This is a genomic window from Pseudomonas uvaldensis (genome assembly GCF_021271205.1).
GTDB lineage: Bacteria > Pseudomonadota > Gammaproteobacteria > Pseudomonadales > Pseudomonadaceae > Aquipseudomonas > Aquipseudomonas uvaldensis.
In genome coordinates this window covers 1-17,302 of record NZ_JAIWKS010000018.1, presented here as the reverse complement: position 1 = coordinate 17,302, position 17,302 = coordinate 1, and the positions used below count along the sequence as shown (strand labels likewise).

Genomic DNA, 17,302 nt, shown 5'->3' with positions numbered 1-17,302 from the left:
AGCCCGCCTTGGCGGGCCTTTTCGTCCATCAGAAAGGTGCCAGCTCCTCTGCCCTTTCCATGACCTCGACCGGCCGACCCTCCTCGGCACTCGCCTCCCACCTCAGCGTCACCGACCCGTCGTCGTTGAACGTCATGTCTATGCCGTCCGTTTCGGATAGCAAATCCATCACCTCCTCCCACTCCCTGTCTCCGTCGCTGTCCAGGCGATGGATAGTCACCCAGCGCTGAATCTGCGCGACCGGGTGATTAATCATGTTTGAGACCCTTAGCCCTAGCCTCTCTATTCCGGACATCTCGTACCCCCCGTGGGGCGCCTGCTGTTCTTGTTCGCTCATGACCACCTCCTGATAACTGTACAAACATCCAGTAGTAAGCGAAGCATAACGCACACTCATCGAAAATAAATTAACCATCGGTATTGACGCATAAATATACCGATGGTTAACTACATCCATCGAGACGCCACAGCGACTCGCCAGGGCCTCAACAGACCCGCCGCTCTTTAGCGACACCTCTTGCCGGATAACCACCGGCCCAGATTCAAAGGCAGCGATGAACCGGCCTCAACGGTTCAGAGGGTTGGCAACTGACCCGGGTGCGCAGCGTAAAGCACCGAAAGCAGTTTTCTGGCGGGCAAGGCCGCGGCTGGAAGAACAATCAGAAGATAGTCGGAAGCTGACGCCAGCAGCGGGCCCCGACTGGAAAGCAAGACCACAGATTTACTGATGCCGCTTCTATGAGGCGGCATTGGAAATCAACGGAGGAACACATCATGAGCACGCAGCATGATTATTGGCGCGACCCTATGCCGGAAGAAATGGCTCAGCGGGTACTAGGCGCTGAGCAGTTTGATTTTGCAGTGAAACAAGGGTCTGGTTATTGCTCCTGCCACGCCAGCGGGGCTTGGCAATCCAATGACGCAGAGAGGTTTGGCGCGTACAAAGCGGCAGAAAGAACAGCAATTTTTCGAACCCTTTCCCACCAAGGTTTCAAACCTGAGAAGACTCCAAGCGCGGTTGTTATCCACGAGCGTGGAATCGTATTTGGCTCTTCTGGAGCACGTGAAGACACCCAGTCGATCTTCATAAAAAGCCACGCTGAGGCGCTGGATTTTATTTCTCAGCGTATCTGATTTCACTGGCTGGCCTTGGCGACAGGGTCATCCGGAAAATCAACGGAGAGACGGAAATGCCCAAATACATGCTCGACTACATCCGGCTTTGCCGGGAATGCAGCCTTGACCTGCGCACCGTCGGAAACATGCGCAGCATCGTGATCCCAGCGCTGCAGCGTGAGGCGACAGCACTTCGCGGTGCAGTGAGCGAGTTCGCCGGGGCCTTCCCTGAACTTGAGCAAGGCGCCGAGCTTTTGGAGTCAGCCATTCGTGCCGGAATCCAGCGCTGCACGCCCCAGCCGCACCAGCAAGAGCTGTTCGCAGCATGACGGACCTTTTCACTGATGCCCATCCAGAGCGGTGGGCATTGGGAAAACAACCGATCAAGCACGGAGCACCAAATGAGCGAGCAAACACTTCAACAGCTTCTCGTTGAGCGCGTCAGCGCTTTCGCAGCCAGCGATAAGCCGGTCGAAATCATCGACGACCACGTAAAGAAAATGTTCACCAGCGTGATCGATAGCTGCTTCGGCCGCTATGGCGATATGGGTGAGCAGATTACGAAAGCCATCAAGGCAGCACTACCGGCCAATCTGACCGAAATCTTCGAACTGACCCGCTACAACGCCATGATTGCCGCCGCGCTGAAGGATAAGTGGGAAAACAGCGGCGTTGAGGCCGACATGGTTCGCCTGGCCCAACAGCACATCGATGAGGTACTGACCAAAGATGCGATGCCGGAAGTGATCAGCCTGCAGGATCTGCTGGAAGCCTTCGTCGAGGATCACAAAGAATCCGCAGCCGAAGAGCATTGGGAGGCCCCGGATATTCGCTTCCAGCCTTCCGATTACGGTGGCATGCACATCTACTTCGACAAGAAGCCAAAGGATCACGGGATTTCAACCTACTCCCGAAGCTCCGAGCGCAGCGAGTACATGCTCGATAACGCGATCCACATCAGCTTCGACCGGTACGGGAAAGACCGAAACGAAAAGGGTCATGAGGTCGGATCGGTGTACGCCGCCAAAATTGACAACGAGAAGATCAGTCAAACCCTGAAATTCCGCACTCCATTCGAAAAGATGGTCGCAGCACTCTATTTCGGTAAATCCAAGATCATCGTCGACTGTGATGAAGACGACTTCAGCTACGGCATTTACGACTGAACAACCAGCGCCACGACAGCCTGTCGTTAACTGCCCGATCCCCTGTCGCCGGAAGGCATGCTCAGGCCGTATCGGAAGTCACACGGCACCGCGAAAGCGCTAGCCGGCACCTGGGAGAAAGGGGGCGATCAGCTCACAGAGTGATCCGCCGCACGAGTAAGGCATGACCCCGGCTATGTGTGACTTCCGATGCGGACGAAACTGCGGCCTATAACCGCCCACCTGCATCACCCAAGCAAACCGTGGGTTTATAACGGAAGCATCTGGAGCGTTACGGTTTCCATTGCATGGTTACAGCACCGGCCAGTTGACCCGGGTGGTTGGGTGCCGCCCCTGCGGATAAGCCTGGACACTTCGATGATCTGGTGCGTGATCCAGACGACGAGGTAATACGGCGGTGAGAGCCCGCGCCGGAGACGTAACCGGCATCCCCTTCCCCGACAACACCCGAATGCACTCCCCTCCGCGCCCAACGGCAACCAGCGGAGCGGACGAGTGCATTGCGAGTTTTGTTGGATCAACCACTGAGGAAACCAGCATGTGCAATTGCGCAACCGAAGTTGAAGCGGCAGCCAAGGAAAAGATTCGCGCCAAGTTGCCAGAAGGCTCCCGCGACTTCTCCGTCGAGCTGCAAGGGTTCGCCTGGCTCCTGGGCGGCACCGTGAGCATGAAGAACAAGCTGAACCTGCACATCGAGTACGAAGTGCCCAAGAAGAAAGGCGACGGGTTCCAGCGCAAGAAGCAGGACATGTCGATGCTCGGCAGCTACTGCATGTTCTGCGGCGAGAAGTACGACAAGGACGAGCCGAAAGCCGACGCCGCCTAACCCCAAACACTGGAGGTCGCCATGTGCGATGAACAGTTCCATTGCCCACAGTGCGGCGACCCTACAGAAACGCTGCACGAAGGATATTGCGAGCAGTGTTGCAACGGCAATCAGGCGGCGCTGGACGATCACAACCATCAGCACGACCGCTGGGCCCGCCTGAGCAGCATCGACCGGGACGCTGAAATCAAGCGCGCCCACCGATAACGCCACTTGGAGGCAACCATGAACGCAGCACTGAATATCTGTCAGGCCATGCACGACGCGAAGTTGCCTCCTCCGGTCAGTGAGACGCGGGAAGAGGTAGCACGGGCTGAGTGGCTGTACAACGCGGTGGAGCAGTTGGTCCGGTTCAAGACCGACGTAATGTTCCAGCGCCGCATGCGCAAGCCGCAAGGCGTCACGGTCGCTGAGCTGGCCCTAGCAATCGATGAGTATGCGAATGGCAGGCTTGCCGACGGCGATGTGGTCACCCCGGCGCTCGGCTGGCTGCTGATGACCATAGACAGCCGGCCAGACCAGAACGCCGTCGCAGAGATTCTGGGGCCAAGCGACCACCCATTCGGAAAGCGAGGCGAAATCGCACAGGCCCTGCTTGAGCCCTTGGCCGACGACGCCCTGATCGCCCAGGCCGAGGACGACGTGCTGTGAGTCCTCACATCCTCATCGACCAAGCGTTGGAAAGCCTGGAGCACCCCGACAGCGAGCCAGGCGCCCAAGCCGTCGTCCAGAACATGATCAACAACATGATGACTGGCGAGTTGATCAGCATCGACGAATTCAACCACTACTGCCAGCGCCTCAACAAGATCGTAGCTAGGCGCAAGGAGTTGTCATGAGTACTGCACCGGTTAAATCCCTGATCGACGAGCAGATGGACGACATCGAGCGTCGAATCGCAATCCTCGGCTTCGGCCTGCCGTTCAATGAGGTTATTGGCCGCAAGCGTGAAGACCTGGTGCGCGACCTGAAGGCGCCCCTTGCGGTGACCATGAAAGGCGGCCGTATTGCGGTGAGGATTCGGCCATGAGCTACTCAAGGGCTGACTACTATGCCGAGGGACTCTCCGAATCCTTCGATGAGCACGGCATTACAGCAACACCTGAACAGATCAGGGCGGTTGCTGCGGATGTGGTTGTCTGGTCTGAGAACATCAGCCAAGCGTTCTATATCCCAGTTGAGGATCCACGCGACAACGAGGTATCGAACCTCCGCAAGCTGCTACAGCGCGAGCGTGGCAAGGTTGTGTGCCGCGAATGTAAGGGTTCCGGAAGCTACGTTAGCCATGGCCCATATCACAGCGCCACCGGCGCCTGCCACAAGTGCAACGGCGAAGGAAGGCATGATCCATGACCAGAAACCAACGCCTGCGCAGGCTCTACGCCTGGCGCGGCTCAGCCATCGTCCTTCTGTTGTGTACCGCCTGGATGCTGGCCAGCGCCTACGCCGGTCACATCACTCAATAAACCAACCCTTCAAGCGCTGCGCATGTCGCGGCAAGGATTCCCCGTGTCCGCATCTACTGAACTGGCCCCGGTACCGCCAGCCGAAACAGCTCTGGCCGTCTACAGCGCCCCGAAAGGCCTGGAGCCGTGGCTGCAAAAGATCCGCACTGAAATCGACGGCTTCACGCCAGACATCAGCACCCGCAAAGGTCGCGAGGCGATTGCGTCGATGGCCTACAAGGTCGCCCGGTCGAAGACGGCGTTGGACGACGTCGGCAAGAAGCTAGTGGCAGACCTGAAGGAAGTGCCCAAGAAGATCGATGCCGAGCGCAAGCGCGTTCGGGATACCCTGGAGGCATGGCAGGAAGAAGTCCGCCGTCCGCTGAACGAGTGGGAGGCAGCCGAGGACGCCCGGGTCGCCAAGCATACCGAACGCCTGGACTGGCTGAAGTCGCTTGCGGACGACCTGGGCGAGCTGACGTCGCTGCATATCAAAGGCTTGATCGCCGAAGCCGAAGGCATGCAGCTCGGTGCCCACTGGGAGGAATTCGAAGCCGAGGCAGCAAATGCCAAGGACAAGGTTCTGGCCGCGCTACGAGCAGCCTTGGTAAAGCGGGAAACGTTCGAGGCTGAACAGGCCGAGCTGGCCCGCCTGCGCGCCGAGGCTGAGGCCCGGGAGCAAAAAGATCGCGAGGAACGCATCGCCCGGGAAGCCGCCGAGCGCGCCACCCGCGAAGCGGAAGAGAAAGCCAGGCGGGAGCGTGAAGCAGAAGAGCAGCGAGCCCGTGACGAAAAGGCCGCGGCCGAGAAGCGCGAAAACGACCTGAAGCTGGCCGCCGCCGAAGCGGAGCGCAAAGCCGAACAGGCAAGGCGGGAGAAGATCGAGGCGGACCAGAAAGCCGAGCGCGACCGCCTTCAAGCAATCGAAGATCAGAAGCAGGCCGTCGAAAAGGCGCGCCTCGACGAGATTGCCCGCCAGAAAGCCGCAGCGGACGAAATCCTGCGCCAGGAGCGGCTGCGCGAGGCTGACAAGGCGCACAAAGCCAAGATCAACCGCGCCGCCCTGGATGCCTTCATCGCCGGCGGCATGACCGAGGAGTGCGCGAAGCAGGCAATCACTCTGATCGCCCAGCGCAAGATCCCAGCCATTTCCATTCAGTACTGAGGTCGTCATGAACGAGATCATCCAAATGCCAGCACGCGAGAGCGCCGGGCTTACAGCGGCAGAGGTTCATCGCTTCTCTGCCGCTGAGATCCGCCAGCGCGTCAACCTGGTTCAGGAAGTGATGCAAGGCATCATGAAGCGGGATACTCACTACGGCACGATCCCAGGCACTCCAAAGCCCACGCTGTATAAACCAGGCGCCGAGGTGCTGTGCGTCACATTCAGGGTCGCCCAGAATTACCGGATTGAAGATCTTTCCACCGAAACAACGGCTCGTTATCGGGTGACGTGTGTTGGTCGACATCAGACCACAGGCATCGACCTTGGCGAGGGGGTTGGAGAGTGTTCCTCTGGCGAGGAGAAATACAAATGGCGCGGCGCCGTTTGCCAGGAGGAGTTCGATTCGACTCCTGAAAAGATGCGCCGCACCAAATACAAAAAATACAAGGGCAAGGTCGAAACAGCCCAGCAGGTGCGCACCGAGGCAGCAGACTTGGCTAACACCGTGCTCAAAATGGCCTGCAAGCGAGCCATGATCGCCATGACGTTAAACGTCACCGCCGCCTCGGACATTTTCACGCAGGATATTGAGGATCTGCCTGAGGAACTTCGGCCGCAGGAAACACAGCAGGCCAGCAGACCAACACCCGCACCACACGACCCTGCATTGGCGGCCCACTGGATCATCCAGGCCGAAGCCGCCTCCACGCCGGAAGCGCTCACCGAAATTTGGAAGTCCGGTGTCTCTGCCATCAACGAGGTCAAGGACATGACCTCCTACGAAGCGTTCAAGCTTGCAGTCGGTGCCCGGGGGGTAGCGCTGAAAGACGCAGCTTCGCAGCCAGAGCCAGAGCCAGAGCCAGTTACCGAAAAAGACACCTTAAGCGCGGTCGATGATGAAGTTGAATTCGCGGAGGCTGACCAATGATTATCGTTAATTGCACGCAAGGCTCCGCCGAGTGGCTGCAAGGCCGGGCCGGGGTCATCACAGCCAGTATGTTCAGCACTGCTCGCTCCAAGGTAAACGAGCTCACCGCGCAACAGCGTACCTACGTCGACGCGCTCCTTGCGGGCCACAGCGAATCCCGCGCCCGGGATCTGGCCGGGTACAAGGCAGCGCCAAAAGCCGAAGTCGTCCAGCGCGCACTGGACGGCGAGAAAGTCGGCGAGCCATCCAGCGCAGCGCTTACCTACGCATTCGAGCTGGCCGTTGAGCGCATTGGCGGTGCACCGCTGGAAGGCGGGTTCGAGACCTGGCAAATGCGCCGGGGTCATGAGCTGGAGCCTGAGGCGCGGATGGAACACGAAATCCAGACCGGGCTGATCGTCACCCAGGTGGGCTTGGTAAAAACGGACGACGGCGTGTTCGGTGCCAGTGCAGACGGGTTCATCGGTGATGACGGTGGCGCTGAGTACAAGTGCTTCCTGGCCCCGGACAAACTCAGGGCCTTCCACATCGACAATGACGCCAGCGATGTGATCGACCAGGTCCAGGGATGCATGTGGATCACAGGCCGCAAGTGGTGGCACCTCGGGATGTACTGCCCCCTGTTGAAACCCGTTGGCCGCCAACTCTGGCTGCGAGAGTTTCAGCGTGACGATGACTACATCGAAAAGCTCGAGGAAGAACTGTGGGAGTTCAAGCTGCTGGTCGACGATTACGAGCGCAAGTTGAGGAGTAAAGCAGCATGATCAGCAACCACCTCAGCCTGGTCGAGCACAACCGGCCACAAGCCGACGCACTCTCCGACCAGGTCGCCCAGTTCCTGGCGGCCGGTGGACGGATCGACGAACTGCGCAGCCCACCACGCAACCCCCTGCCGCCGCCCCGCTCAACCCGGATAGACCCTGAAACGGTCCTCAAGCGAAAACCACGCAAGCTGACCCTGGCCGAACGCCGAGCGCTTCGCAAGATGGCGGACGCGCTATGAGCAAGCGCAAACCATGCAACCGGCGAGTCCGGTTAGAGCGCAGCATGCGTGCCCTGGTGAACACCAACCACGCAGCAGTGATCAACATCGACCCGAGCGGGCTTCAAGTGATGATCAACTGGAAGAACGGCAAGCAGATCCTTTCGAAGCCGGTGGCTGACGCTCTCTGTGATGTTGCTCACCGCTGGACAATCTACATCGCAGGCATTTGCGTCCGCCAAGACGGCGCCCAGTACATCAAGTCAATCGACATCAGGCCGGACGGCGTGCACATGGTGGAAAGGCTCTCGGATGTCCTTGAGCATTTCTACGAAGAGGTGAAGGCCGACTGTAACCCGAATCACCGGATCGGCATGGGCTGGCTGGCGGTGCCCGGCGATACGCCGGTACCCGAAGCGCGATTGTCTGCGCTACTGGCTGCCGTCGGCGCCTGGAACCAGGTGAAGGTAGCAGCGTGAAACGGTTTCGCATTCAACAACGCAAACGACAGACCTGGCTGGACTTGCCATCCAGCGGAATTGAAGAGGTAGGCCATGCCCGAAGAACAACAGCCCACGGCGGAAGCCCTCAAGCAGCGGCGAAAGCGCGAGAAGGAAGCAGCCAAGAACGCCGCGCTGGGCATCGAGAAGTTCACGGTTGAAGTAGCCGGCGTGTTCAAGCCAGACCTGAAGAAGGTCATGAAGGCTCACGGCATCAACAACCAGCAGGACGTTCACCAGCGCCTGCTGATGAACCTAATCCGCGCCGACTTCGAGACGCAGACTTGGATGTTGAGGAATGTCACGACACCTTTTGTTGTTAATGAAAAAGTGTCACGCATTATACGGGCTGCTGGCTTGAAGCGGCTTGCCGAAGATCCAGGCGAACCTGAAGATCAGATAATTGATCCTTGGGTCAGCGCATCATGACGTGCACTTCGTAGCCTTTCCCAGTCGGCCAATCCTCCCGCACCACTTCTACCACGCCGCTCCCAACCTTTGCGGATCCATGCTCACCGCGCTTGATCAGCGTTACAACGGATTCAGGCAAGCCTGCACCCAGGGCTCGCTCGGAGAGTTTTTTTGAGGCGGTTAGAAGCGCTGCGGTTGCCTTACTGGATTGGCGAGGCTGGTTGTAGTTCAGGACCAACTTCACTTCCATTACGTACTGGCTAACCCCGGTGACGTAATAGGCTAAGTTGTTCGCCAAATCATTGCTTGTTCCGATGTCCTTGTAATCACTCGCGCATCCAGCGGAGCCATCGCCATAGTCTTCGACCCATTTTCGCCCTTTGAGTCCGGCATCAGAAAGCAATGAACAAACTTTCGCAGGCACAGGATCTAGGATTTCCGCCACTGCCGAATTTGCCAGTGTCATGGCAGCTATAAGTAACAGCAATTTTCTCAAATGCTTCTCCCTGTCCGGCTCCATGCCGGTCACCCGTAATACCCCAACCAAAACCAAAATGCCACCACCGGTCACGGAGGGCGGCGCCTGCTTGGAAATCAACCATGACCCCTTCCCACCAGATCCTGGTCGGCGACTGCATCGACATGATGCGGACCTTGCCCGACCAGTCAGTGCAGTGCTGCGTAACCAGCCCGCCCTACTACGGGCTGCGGGATTACGGTGTCGATGGACAGATCGGCCTGGAAGAAACGCCGGCGGAGTTCATCGCTCGCCTGGTCGAAGTGTTCCGCGAGGTGCGACGAGTACTTCGCGATGACGGCACCGCCTGGGTGAATATGGGCGATAGCTATGCCGGGAGCTGGGGCGCACATGGGCGTGACGATATGGGCGTTGGTGTGTCTACCATTAGCCAGCGCCAGGTGATGGCGTCGCAGCGGAAGTCGAAAGCCACCACTCATGCCGACTACAAGCCGAAGGACCTTATGGGCATGCCCTGGCGGCTGGCCTTCGCGCTCCAGGATGACGGTTGGTATCTACGTCAGGACATAATCTGGCACAAGCCGAACCCTATGCCGGAGTCGACGCGGGACCGATGCACAAAGGCCCATGAGTATCTATTCTTGCTCAGCAAGTCGCGCCGGTACCATTACGACAGCGATGCGATTCGGGAGCCAGCCAACCTAACCGGCAAGGGAAGCTCCAATGGTTTTCGTGGCGGCGCCTATGTCAACGGCGCCACCTTCGACAACGCGGACGGCGGTAAGCGAACCCAAACAGGAAACACGGTGCCGCCGAACAACGGCGTCGGCTGGGGCCATGGCACTGATGCAAAGGAGCGCAACCGATCGAGAGTCACGGTACCGACCGGCTGGGACACCTCAACCGGCGACGGTGGCCACGGTGCTTTTCACAAAGACGGCGCCGAGCGCTCCAGGCGTGACAGCTTCAAGCGAGATGACTCGAAGCGAGAGCAAACGATTCCGGGCCAGACCAAAGGCACGCACCGGCCTGACCGGGATGAAAGCTCATGGGACATCGAGACACGGAATAAGCGTAGCGTTTGGACGGTAGCGACGCATGCGTTCAAGGAAGCCCACTTCGCCACCTTCCCGCCAGACCTGATCCGGCCCTGCATCCTGGCCGGAGCGCCGCGAGGCGGCATCGTTCTCGACCCATTCGGAGGCGCCGGTACCACGGCGGTGGTCGCCATGCAGGAGGGTCGCAAGTCGATCCTGTGTGAGCTGAATCCCGAATACGCCGCCATGGCCGAACGCCGCATCGCAGCGGCCTGGCTCGACGGCGCAGCGCAGATGGACGTCTTCCACGACGCCGCGCCAGCCGCCTGATCCGGCCCCATGCCGGGCCATCAACCAATAGCCCACAAACTCGAATCACGCCAACCGGCGAGGATCCCTCATGGAAATTACCTACGGTTCGGTCTGCTCCGGCATCGAGGCCGCGACACTGGCCTGGCGCCCGCTGGGCATGAAGGCCGCCTGGCTCGCCGAGATCGAGCCGTTCCCCTCGGCGGTCCTGGCGCACCACTACCCGAACACGCCGAACCTCGGCGACATGACCAAACTCAGCGCCCAGGTGCTGGCCGGCAAGATCCCCGCGCCGGACATTCTGGTCGGCGGCACCCCCTGCCAGGCCTTCAGCGTGGCCGGTATGCGCGAAGGCCTCACCGATCCCCGCGGTGCCCTCACCATCAAATACGTGGAGCTTGCAGATGCAGTTGACTATGTTCGCGCCGGCCAGCGAAAGCCCGCCAGCGTCATCGTCTGGGAGAACGTCCCCGGCGTCCTCAGCGACAAAGGGAACGCCTTCGGATGTTTTCTTGGCGCGCTTGCTGGGGAAGACTGCGAACTGCAGCCTTCAGGGAAGAAATGGCCGGACGCTGGTTGTGTGTATGGACCCAAAAGAACAATCGCGTGGCGGGTCCTGGACGCCCAATATTTCGGCCTGGCCCAACGACGCCGCCGTGTGTTCGTTGTCGCAAGTGCTCGAGACGGATTCGATCCCACCGAGGTACTTTTTGAGCGCGAAGGCGTGCGCCGGGATACTGCGCCGGGCCGAGGCCAGGGGCAAGACGTTACCGGAACAGCTCCTTTCGGCCCTGCGCTCCAGTGCGGGTGCGGGTACGTCTTCCCCGAGTCCCTAGGGCATTACGGCTGCCCGAACTGCGAGGGTGACGAAGGCCCGGCGGTGATCATGTTCGGGGGCATCCCGGCCTTCGGCGGCCACAGCCTGGGCGGATCAGTTGAGAGATCGGCCACGCTCACCGCGAAAGACACCCGCATGGACATGGAGAGCGAGACGTTCTTCTTCGTCGCGCCGACCATCGCCGGCGGCGGTCGAAAGTCCGGAGGGTATTCGCTCGACGATATCCCCATTACTGCCCCAGCACTCCGGGCCCAGGCACAGTGCAGCCATCGGGCCGACTCCGAAGCGTTCATCGTCGCCGGAACACTGAATGCAAACGGCAAGGCCGCCGGAAGCGCCACCCAACAGGATGCTGAATCTGGGCTACTGGTTGTCCATGGTACGCAAGACCCTGGTGTCAGCGATACCACCGCCTTCGCGCTCGGGAGAAACAACGGTCAGGAAAACGCGGTGCTGGCGTTTTCCTGCAAGGACCACGGCGCCGATGCTGGGTCGATATCGCCAACACTCCGCGCGATGAACCACGCTGGCAGCCACGCAAATGGAGGTGGCCAGGTTGCTGTATGCATTACTGGCGACATTACGCACACGCTGAAGGCCGACGGCTTCGACGGCAGCGAGGACGGAACAGGACGCGGACAACCGATAACCCAGAGCGGCGCTGGTGTTCGGCGCCTCACCCCCCGAGAGTGTGAGCGCCTCCAGGGAATGCCTGATGACTACACGCTTATCGCTTGGGACGGATGGCGAAAGCTGGACGCCGGCGAGACTCCGGAACAGTGCATTGCCGTTGGAATGGAGGTTCGCCAGGCGAAGAAAAGCAAAGCCTGGTACGTCAAAGACGCAGACGGCCCGCGCTACAAGGCCATCGGCAACAGCAAGGCCGTCACCGTCGTTCGCTGGATCGGCCAGCGCCTCCTCAAGCAGATCACACCCAGCCCGTACAGCTGACCTACCTCCCTCACTCCACCGCCCGGGCATGCCCCGGCAAAGGACATAGCCATGCCCGCAGAAAACAAAATCGCGCCGAATATTCAGCTTGCCCTCGATTACTCCCGAAGCTTCGCCACAGCCAAGCCCAATATCGGCCTGACCGAGAAGGAACACATCGAGGGCCTGGCGAATCTGCTGGAGCGAACTGCCACCGAGAACCAAGCCCTGCAAGCCCGCCTCACAGTGCAGGATCAGCGGGTTGATGAGCTGGAAGCTGCGTTGAAGTTCTATGCGGACGGTGAGCATTACCACTTCGAAAGTGGGAATTGGGACACCGTAAGCGGCGAGCCGACGAATATTCTCTGGTGCTGGGACGAACCGGATTTCATTGAGGATGGCACAGTAGCGCGCGCCGCCCTCAACCCCACCGCCGAGGCAGCAAGCCATGTGGATTGCGGCTCATGCCGGAACATCACCGATGGCTGCAAGGGCAAGTGCCAGCGCGCCGAAGAATGGAGCAAGCCATGAAGAATGAAACCGTAACCCTGTCGCGGGAGCTGGCGGAGCGACTGGCAGGCATGTACATCCCGAGGCTGCACCGTGAAGCAGTAAATTCATTGTCTGAGCTGCGAGCCGCCCTGGATAACCAGCGCATCGTGTGCAGCAATGGGATTCTCTGCCAGAACAGCAAGTGTCCGGAGTGCGGCGGGAACGGCTCGTACACTCGCGCCGCCCTGGCTGAGCCTGTGCCGCCTGCTGGCGGGGAGGCGATACCAGATCGTGCGACGAACGCGAATTGTTCGGAAATTATGCAGCGCATCGGTAAATATGGCGTCGTGAATGTTTGGCATGGCGCCGACATATGGAACGCTTGTCTTGATGCCTGCACTTCAACCGTCACCCGGCTACAGGCTGAGGTCGCACACCTTCGCCAGCACAAGAACGACTACATGGAAGCCGCCGAGGAAACTCGCAAGGCTTTACAGTCTGAGGTTGAGCGGCTGAATGGGCTGCTCGAAAACCAGCGCCAGGACCGAAAGCGTCACACGTCCCAAGCGGTTAAGCACGTCGACGAAATAGTCTACCTGCAATCCGAGCTGACCAAGGCGCTGATGTTGATCGAGCACGCTTATGGTGCCATTGAGCGTGGAGAAGAATGGAATTGGTTGCTTGATCGCATGCACACATACATGGCCCACCAATCCGCGCCAGCCGCGAAGGATGGTGAGTGATGAGCAAAGAAGTAGAGCCCGTGGCGTGGCAGATCAGGAAAAAGACCAATCGCGATGGCTCCACGTGGACAGAGTGGGCGCAGTGCAGCGAAATGGAACGCGCACTGCACTCGCACGAAGCAGGCAAATTCAATCGCTTCGGAATAATGCGCGAGATACGCCCACTCTACGCCGAGCAGCCAGCGCCGGTAGCGGTGGTGATGCCTGAGCTTGAGGCAGTCTTTGAATATTGGTGGGAAGAGCATGGCCAGTATTGTCGTGCTGGCGGCGGCAGCTACGAGAAGACCTTCGCCTACCGGGCGTATGAAGCTGCCCTCGCCGAAGTAGCCCGCCTCAACCCAATCAAGCCGTAACCCCTCCCCCTTTCAAAGTCAGCCGCTATAGCGGCAAGGACGACTCATGACTCAAATAAAGGAACGGCCGATCCTGTTCTCGGCCCCGATGGTGCGCGCCATCCTGGAAGGAAGGAAAACGGTCACGCGGCGCGTGGTCAAGGGCGACCAAATTCCGCGCCTGTGCAAGGGCGGCGGGGAACGGCCTTGGGTCGCGGTAGGCCAGCACGGTCGACGGTATGGATTCGTCGTCTCGGCCAGCACCGAGGATGAATGCGCCGCACAGCTGGGCGCCTTCGGTGCCTGCCCTTATGGACGCCGCGGAGACCGGTTGTGGGTGCGCGAGACAACCGAGATCGACGAGCAAACCGGTGACGGCGTCGTGCTTTCCAGATACAGCGCCGACGGGGAGCCGGTCCTGTACTCCGGTAGCAATGCTCCGGAGTACGACGGAACCGTTGCCCACTGGGATTATCCGCGCCGGTCCCGCCCGAGCATCCACATGCCACGCTGGGCCAGCCGGATCCTGCTGGAGATCACGGACGTGCGCGTCGAGCGGTTGCAGGACATCAGCCCAGAACAGGTAACTGCCGAGGGCGTGGGCACTCGCGGCGAAGCGATGTGGGGGAGTCGGTGGTGGGTAGATGCGCCCGATCAGGCTATTGAAGACGCCCGGATGGACTTCGCCGACCTCTGGTCTTCCATCAACGGCGCCGAGTCATGGAAAGCCAACCCCTGGGTCTGGGTCGTCGAGTTCAAGAGGGTTCAGCCATGATACTCCCCCTGCTCTACATGGCCTGGCTGGTGTATCGAGGGCCAAGGCCATGAGCGAACAAGAAAAAATGGTAAGCGTGCCATTGGATCTATTGATTACCGCTCTTGCTGCTGACGCCAGCCGAGGAGCCTCGGCAATCCAGCTTGCGAATGGGTGGGCTGCAATGGCGGAACTTCGGGAAATCATCACTGCGCCATCAATTGAGGAAAGCCGCGCCGATCTGATCGTCTACCTGCGCGGCGAAATCCAGCGATTCGAAAGCATCTTCAATCCAACCGACCTGATGCTGCTTCGCGGCGGCGAGAAAATGCTAGAGCTGTGCGCCCCGGACGGCAGGTTTACCGGCGTTTCATGGAATGACATGCGAGAGGTGCTGGCCGCAATGGTAGCTGTGTCGCCTATCGGATCAGGCAAGCCAGCGACAACTCGACACTAACCCCAATCCCCCTACAGCCTGCCGGTGAACGGCGGGCGAGGAACTCCTATGCCTGATCAAAAATCCCTGCTGCGTGAAGTGGCGATTGATGCCATCTCCGATATCGCCCAGGCCCTGCCGCTCGACTGCCAGATGTTCCTTGTCGTCTGCCGGCCAGGTAAGGCTGACTTCGACCTGGTGCTGCCCTCGCCTGAAGCGAACCTGAATAACGCGCTCGACGCACTGCGCCGCCAAGGCCTGGGCCTTGATGGTGACAACGCCTACAAACGCGACCTTCTGGACTGCGTTGTCGGGGCCCTGGCCTGCGGTGCGCAGAACAACAACCCGCCGCCTGTCGGCCACTGGGCACAGCGCTTCTGGGATATCGGCCGGGAGGAACGCGCACTGCACGAAGAGCTGATCGCGGCGCTGAAGCTCACACGCGAGAACCTGCGTGCCTGCCAGGCAACGATTCACCTTGCAGGTGGATTTGATCCGGCTTACGTCGATGACGCCCAGGCCGCAATGGCAGTTGCTGACGCCGTTCTGGCCAAGACAAACATATAACCATCACCACCTTCTGCCGCCAAGCGCGGCATGGAGCCCCCATGTCTGCAAAAAAACTATTCCAGATCCTGATGGGTGCCCTGGCCTACCTGCTGGTCACCCTCCTCTGGTTCGCCTATGTGGCTCCGGAAATGCTCACCACGGGCACCGATGCTGCTCTGATCACCGCGGGCTTCGGCTCGATGACCTGGCTCGCCGCCACCGGCTGCATCGTCATCTACATCATTCAAAAGGCGCGCCCGTAGCTGGGCGCCGTGGAGTAAATACATGGCAAACGCCACAGCGGCAAAAATCGCAAGTATCGCGCCGCGGTTCATCCGGTTCATGGATGCACCCGGATATCTCGGCATGTGCCGGGACGAATTCAACAAAACGGTCAGGCCAAACGTGCGGGAATTTCCCATCGGGAAACAAGGCGTAGCGTTTGATCGCATCGAACTGGACGAGTGGGCAGACGCATACGTCGCTAGCAAGTCGATTGAAAAGGCAGCCAATCAGGACAACAATCGCCCTTGCAGCGAGCGCCAGGGTGAACTCAAAGGAGGTAAACCATGGCGAGAAAAGCGATCTCCGGTCTCTACCAGAAAGGTGGAGTCTGGCAAATCGACAAGGTTTTCAGAGGTGAGCGACTTCGAGAAAGCACTGGCACTAGTGACCGGCAGGAGGCCGAGCAGTACCTAATCCACCGTCTGGAGCAGCTTCGGCAGCAGAAGGTATACGGCGTGCGGCGTACCCGCACCTGGGAAGAAGCGGCTACGAGGTTCCTGATCGAGAGCAAGGACCAACCCTCGATCAAGCTGACGGCACATCACCTGAAGCAACTTCACCCTTATCTCAAAGACCTGCCATTGACTCACATCGATGACCAGGCCCTTGAACCATTCGTGAGGGATCGTTTGAAGGGAATGGTGCTGCCGTGCGGTAAGCAGCTGAAGCCGGTGGCGCCCCGCACGATCAACATATCGATCGAGCGGGTGATCCGGGTGCTTTCACTTTGTGCAAGGAAATGGCGGGATGAGGAGCGGAGGCCCTGGCTGGATTCGGTGCCGATGCTGACAAAGCTGGACCTGAAGAAAAAGGTGCGGGAGCCCTACCCCATGTCCTGGGAAGAGCAATCAATCCTGTTCGGGGAATTGCCTGCACACCTGCAGACGATGGCCCTGTTCAAGGTGAACACTGGTTGCCGTGAACAGGAGGTCTGCAAGCTGAGGTGGGATTGGGAGATTCTGGTGCCGGAGCTTGGCACCAGCGTGTTCCTGATACCGTCCGACTTCGGCGGGAGGAACGAGCGGTCAGGTGTGAAGAATGGCGACGAGCGGTTGGTTGTGCTCAACAACGTGGCGAAGTCGATCATTGATAAGCAGCGCGGCCTGAGCAAGGAGTGGGTTTTCCCCTACAACGGTACCGCGATGCACCGCATGAACGACTCGGCCTGGAAGAAAGCACGGGTGAGAGCGGCGAAACTCTGGCAGGAGGAAAACCTTCGCCCCGCTCACCCTGGGTATGCATCCATCAGGGTGCACGACTTGAAACACACGTTTGGCCGTCGCCTTCGGGCGGCAGGTGTCTCTCAGGAAGACCGCAAGGCTTTACTGGGGCACAAGAACGGCAGCATCACCAGCCACTACTCGGGCGCCGAGCTCGGGCATCTGATTGAGGCAGCCAATATGGTATCAGCAACCGACTCGCGGGGACCGGTGCTGACAATCTTGAAAAGGAAAATGGGATGAAGTCCCGAAAAACTCCCCACCAATGAAAAAGCCCAACCTTTGCAGATTGGGCTAAGTCATTGAAAAATATGGTCGGGACGGAGTGATTCGAACACTCGACCCCTAGCACCCCATGCT

At 59.6% G+C, this 17,302-nt stretch carries 28 protein-coding genes; 26 read left to right on the top strand and 2 right to left on the bottom strand.

The annotated features are described in order from the left end of the window. Positions 1-28: 28 nt before the first annotated feature. Entirely contained in the window at positions 29-337 is a 309-nt protein-coding gene (locus tag LCU97_RS25825; RefSeq protein WP_232778112.1) for a DUF1654 domain-containing protein, read from the bottom strand. A gap of 437 nt (positions 338-774) precedes the next feature. On the opposite strand from LCU97_RS25825, the gene LCU97_RS25820 reads away from it, so the two are divergent. The 15 genes from LCU97_RS25820 to LCU97_RS25750 all read left to right on the top strand — a co-directional run bounded on the left by LCU97_RS25820 (position 775) and on the right by LCU97_RS25750 (position 8,557). Then, positions 775-1,134 (top strand): hypothetical protein, encoded by a 360-nt coding sequence (locus tag LCU97_RS25820; protein ID WP_232778111.1) that lies wholly within the window; start codon positions 775-777, stop codon positions 1,132-1,134. Positions 1,135-1,190: 56 nt separating this feature from the next. Beyond that, positions 1,191-1,445 carry a hypothetical protein gene (locus LCU97_RS25815; protein ID WP_232778110.1) on the top strand — a complete coding sequence of 85 codons (255 nt, stop codon included), beginning with the start codon at positions 1,191-1,193 and terminating at the stop codon, positions 1,443-1,445. A gap of 72 nt (positions 1,446-1,517) precedes the next feature. Beyond that, on the top strand, positions 1,518-2,282 hold the full coding sequence (locus LCU97_RS25810; RefSeq protein WP_232778109.1) for a hypothetical protein: 765 nt from the start codon (positions 1,518-1,520) through the stop codon (positions 2,280-2,282). Between the two features lie 538 nt (positions 2,283-2,820). Beyond that, positions 2,821-3,108, top strand: a complete 288-nt coding sequence (locus LCU97_RS25805; RefSeq protein ID WP_076406697.1) for a hypothetical protein — start codon at positions 2,821-2,823, stop codon at positions 3,106-3,108. Between the two features lie 21 nt (positions 3,109-3,129). After that, entirely contained in the window at positions 3,130-3,315 is a 186-nt protein-coding gene (locus LCU97_RS25800; protein ID WP_076406695.1) for a hypothetical protein, read from the top strand. 18 nt (positions 3,316-3,333) lie between these two features. Next, the gene (locus LCU97_RS25795; RefSeq protein ID WP_076406693.1) at positions 3,334-3,759 is read left to right on the top strand and encodes a hypothetical protein; all 426 of its coding nucleotides are present in this window, start codon (positions 3,334-3,336) and stop codon (positions 3,757-3,759) included. Further along, positions 3,756-3,947 carry a hypothetical protein gene (locus LCU97_RS25790; protein WP_232778108.1) on the top strand — a complete coding sequence of 64 codons (192 nt, stop codon included), beginning with the start codon at positions 3,756-3,758 and terminating at the stop codon, positions 3,945-3,947. The genes LCU97_RS25795 and LCU97_RS25790 overlap by 4 nt, the downstream gene beginning before the upstream one ends. Continuing rightward, positions 3,944-4,138: a hypothetical protein gene (locus LCU97_RS25785; RefSeq protein WP_232778107.1), complete on the top strand. Its 195-nt coding sequence runs from the start codon at positions 3,944-3,946 to the stop codon at positions 4,136-4,138. Before LCU97_RS25790 ends, LCU97_RS25785 begins: the two co-directional genes overlap by 4 nt. After that, the gene (locus LCU97_RS25780) at positions 4,135-4,461 is read left to right on the top strand and encodes a hypothetical protein (protein WP_232778106.1); all 327 of its coding nucleotides are present in this window, start codon (positions 4,135-4,137) and stop codon (positions 4,459-4,461) included. The genes LCU97_RS25785 and LCU97_RS25780 overlap by 4 nt, the downstream gene beginning before the upstream one ends. Positions 4,462-4,617: 156 nt before the next feature. After that, entirely contained in the window at positions 4,618-5,718 is a 1,101-nt protein-coding gene (locus tag LCU97_RS25775) for a hypothetical protein (protein WP_232778105.1), read from the top strand. A gap of 7 nt (positions 5,719-5,725) precedes the next feature. Next, positions 5,726-6,646, top strand: a complete 921-nt coding sequence (locus LCU97_RS25770; protein ID WP_232778104.1) for a hypothetical protein — start codon at positions 5,726-5,728, stop codon at positions 6,644-6,646. Further along, on the top strand, positions 6,643-7,410 hold the full coding sequence (locus tag LCU97_RS25765; protein ID WP_232778103.1) for a lambda exonuclease family protein: 768 nt from the start codon (positions 6,643-6,645) through the stop codon (positions 7,408-7,410). Before LCU97_RS25770 ends, LCU97_RS25765 begins: the two co-directional genes overlap by 4 nt. After that, on the top strand, positions 7,407-7,649 hold the full coding sequence (locus LCU97_RS25760; RefSeq protein ID WP_232778102.1) for a hypothetical protein: 243 nt from the start codon (positions 7,407-7,409) through the stop codon (positions 7,647-7,649). Before LCU97_RS25765 ends, LCU97_RS25760 begins: the two co-directional genes overlap by 4 nt. Continuing rightward, entirely contained in the window at positions 7,646-8,107 is a 462-nt protein-coding gene (locus tag LCU97_RS25755; protein ID WP_232778101.1) for a hypothetical protein, read from the top strand. Before LCU97_RS25760 ends, LCU97_RS25755 begins: the two co-directional genes overlap by 4 nt. Positions 8,108-8,182: 75 nt before the next feature. After that, positions 8,183-8,557, top strand: coding sequence for a hypothetical protein (locus tag LCU97_RS25750; RefSeq protein WP_232778100.1), 375 nt, complete (start codon positions 8,183-8,185; stop codon positions 8,555-8,557). Here LCU97_RS25750 and LCU97_RS25745 read toward each other — a convergent pair. Further along, positions 8,544-9,137 (bottom strand): hypothetical protein, encoded by a 594-nt coding sequence (locus LCU97_RS25745; RefSeq protein WP_232778099.1) that lies wholly within the window; start codon positions 9,135-9,137, stop codon positions 8,544-8,546. The two genes, LCU97_RS25750 and LCU97_RS25745, sit on opposite strands and share 14 nt — an antisense overlap. Positions 9,138-9,139: 2 nt before the next feature. Here LCU97_RS25745 and LCU97_RS25740 point away from each other — a divergent pair, with 2 nt between their 5' ends. The 11 genes from LCU97_RS25740 (at position 9,140) to LCU97_RS25690 (ending at position 17,185) form a co-directional block, all read left to right on the top strand. Continuing rightward, complete coding sequence (locus tag LCU97_RS25740) at positions 9,140-10,384, top strand: DNA-methyltransferase (RefSeq protein ID WP_232778098.1); 1,245 nt, start codon at positions 9,140-9,142, stop codon at positions 10,382-10,384. A 70-nt stretch (positions 10,385-10,454) separates the two neighbouring features. Then, complete coding sequence (locus tag LCU97_RS25735) at positions 10,455-12,152, top strand: DNA cytosine methyltransferase (protein ID WP_232778097.1); 1,698 nt, start codon at positions 10,455-10,457, stop codon at positions 12,150-12,152. Between the two features lie 51 nt (positions 12,153-12,203). Continuing rightward, positions 12,204-12,662, top strand: a complete 459-nt coding sequence (locus LCU97_RS25730; protein WP_232778096.1) for a hypothetical protein — start codon at positions 12,204-12,206, stop codon at positions 12,660-12,662. Further along, complete coding sequence (locus tag LCU97_RS25725) at positions 12,659-13,366, top strand: hypothetical protein (RefSeq protein WP_232778095.1); 708 nt, start codon at positions 12,659-12,661, stop codon at positions 13,364-13,366. Before LCU97_RS25730 ends, LCU97_RS25725 begins: the two co-directional genes overlap by 4 nt. Then, entirely contained in the window at positions 13,366-13,719 is a 354-nt protein-coding gene (locus LCU97_RS25720) for a hypothetical protein (RefSeq protein ID WP_232778094.1), read from the top strand. The genes LCU97_RS25725 and LCU97_RS25720 overlap by 1 nt, the downstream gene beginning before the upstream one ends. Before the next feature lie 46 nt (positions 13,720-13,765). Next, the gene (locus LCU97_RS25715; RefSeq protein WP_232778093.1) at positions 13,766-14,473 is read left to right on the top strand and encodes a hypothetical protein; all 708 of its coding nucleotides are present in this window, start codon (positions 13,766-13,768) and stop codon (positions 14,471-14,473) included. Positions 14,474-14,522: 49 nt separating this feature from the next. Then, complete coding sequence (locus LCU97_RS25710; RefSeq protein ID WP_232778092.1) at positions 14,523-14,909, top strand: hypothetical protein; 387 nt, start codon at positions 14,523-14,525, stop codon at positions 14,907-14,909. A 48-nt stretch (positions 14,910-14,957) separates the two neighbouring features. Then, positions 14,958-15,455 carry a hypothetical protein gene (locus LCU97_RS25705; protein ID WP_232778091.1) on the top strand — a complete coding sequence of 166 codons (498 nt, stop codon included), beginning with the start codon at positions 14,958-14,960 and terminating at the stop codon, positions 15,453-15,455. A gap of 41 nt (positions 15,456-15,496) precedes the next feature. Next, entirely contained in the window at positions 15,497-15,700 is a 204-nt protein-coding gene (locus tag LCU97_RS25700; RefSeq protein WP_232778090.1) for a hypothetical protein, read from the top strand. Between the two features lie 22 nt (positions 15,701-15,722). After that, positions 15,723-16,136, top strand: a complete 414-nt coding sequence (locus LCU97_RS26700; protein WP_232778089.1) for a hypothetical protein — start codon at positions 15,723-15,725, stop codon at positions 16,134-16,136. Then, positions 16,022-17,185, top strand: a complete 1,164-nt coding sequence (locus LCU97_RS25690; protein ID WP_232778159.1) for a tyrosine-type recombinase/integrase — start codon at positions 16,022-16,024, stop codon at positions 17,183-17,185. Before LCU97_RS26700 ends, LCU97_RS25690 begins: the two co-directional genes overlap by 115 nt. Positions 17,186-17,302: the final 117 nt, after the last annotated feature.

Bases quoted from the DNA above. Each gene is read 5' to 3' on its own strand.
- LCU97_RS25735 (WP_232778097.1), top strand. From the start codon at position 10,455: ATGGAAATTACCTACGGTTCGGTCTGCTCCGGCATCGAGGCCGCGACA.
- LCU97_RS25815 (WP_232778110.1), top strand. From the start codon at position 1,191: ATGCCCAAATACATGCTCGACTACATCCGGCTTTGCCGGGAATGCAGC.
- LCU97_RS25705 (WP_232778091.1), top strand. From the start codon at position 14,958: ATGCCTGATCAAAAATCCCTGCTGCGTGAAGTGGCGATTGATGCCATC.
- LCU97_RS26700 (WP_232778089.1), top strand. From the start codon at position 15,723: ATGGCAAACGCCACAGCGGCAAAAATCGCAAGTATCGCGCCGCGGTTC.
- LCU97_RS25730 (WP_232778096.1), top strand. From the start codon at position 12,204: ATGCCCGCAGAAAACAAAATCGCGCCGAATATTCAGCTTGCCCTCGAT.
- LCU97_RS25795 (WP_076406693.1), top strand. From the start codon at position 3,334: ATGAACGCAGCACTGAATATCTGTCAGGCCATGCACGACGCGAAGTTG.
- LCU97_RS25725 (WP_232778095.1), top strand. From the start codon at position 12,659: ATGAAGAATGAAACCGTAACCCTGTCGCGGGAGCTGGCGGAGCGACTG.
- LCU97_RS25715 (WP_232778093.1), top strand. From the start codon at position 13,766: ATGACTCAAATAAAGGAACGGCCGATCCTGTTCTCGGCCCCGATGGTG.
- LCU97_RS25760 (WP_232778102.1), top strand. From the start codon at position 7,407: ATGATCAGCAACCACCTCAGCCTGGTCGAGCACAACCGGCCACAAGCC.
- LCU97_RS25825 (WP_232778112.1), bottom strand. From the start codon at position 337: ATGAGCGAACAAGAACAGCAGGCGCCCCACGGGGGGTACGAGATGTCC.
- LCU97_RS25770 (WP_232778104.1), top strand. From the start codon at position 5,726: ATGAACGAGATCATCCAAATGCCAGCACGCGAGAGCGCCGGGCTTACA.
- LCU97_RS25810 (WP_232778109.1), top strand. From the start codon at position 1,518: ATGAGCGAGCAAACACTTCAACAGCTTCTCGTTGAGCGCGTCAGCGCT.
- LCU97_RS25740 (WP_232778098.1), top strand. From the start codon at position 9,140: ATGACCCCTTCCCACCAGATCCTGGTCGGCGACTGCATCGACATGATG.
- LCU97_RS25800 (WP_076406695.1), top strand. From the start codon at position 3,130: ATGTGCGATGAACAGTTCCATTGCCCACAGTGCGGCGACCCTACAGAA.
- LCU97_RS25820 (WP_232778111.1), top strand. From the start codon at position 775: ATGAGCACGCAGCATGATTATTGGCGCGACCCTATGCCGGAAGAAATG.
- LCU97_RS25765 (WP_232778103.1), top strand. From the start codon at position 6,643: ATGATTATCGTTAATTGCACGCAAGGCTCCGCCGAGTGGCTGCAAGGC.
- LCU97_RS25750 (WP_232778100.1), top strand. From the start codon at position 8,183: ATGCCCGAAGAACAACAGCCCACGGCGGAAGCCCTCAAGCAGCGGCGA.
- LCU97_RS25785 (WP_232778107.1), top strand. From the start codon at position 3,944: ATGAGTACTGCACCGGTTAAATCCCTGATCGACGAGCAGATGGACGAC.
- LCU97_RS25720 (WP_232778094.1), top strand. From the start codon at position 13,366: ATGAGCAAAGAAGTAGAGCCCGTGGCGTGGCAGATCAGGAAAAAGACC.
- LCU97_RS25805 (WP_076406697.1), top strand. From the start codon at position 2,821: ATGTGCAATTGCGCAACCGAAGTTGAAGCGGCAGCCAAGGAAAAGATT.
- LCU97_RS25710 (WP_232778092.1), top strand. From the start codon at position 14,523: ATGAGCGAACAAGAAAAAATGGTAAGCGTGCCATTGGATCTATTGATT.
- LCU97_RS25755 (WP_232778101.1), top strand. From the start codon at position 7,646: ATGAGCAAGCGCAAACCATGCAACCGGCGAGTCCGGTTAGAGCGCAGC.
- LCU97_RS25780 (WP_232778106.1), top strand. From the start codon at position 4,135: ATGAGCTACTCAAGGGCTGACTACTATGCCGAGGGACTCTCCGAATCC.
- LCU97_RS25700 (WP_232778090.1), top strand. From the start codon at position 15,497: ATGTCTGCAAAAAAACTATTCCAGATCCTGATGGGTGCCCTGGCCTAC.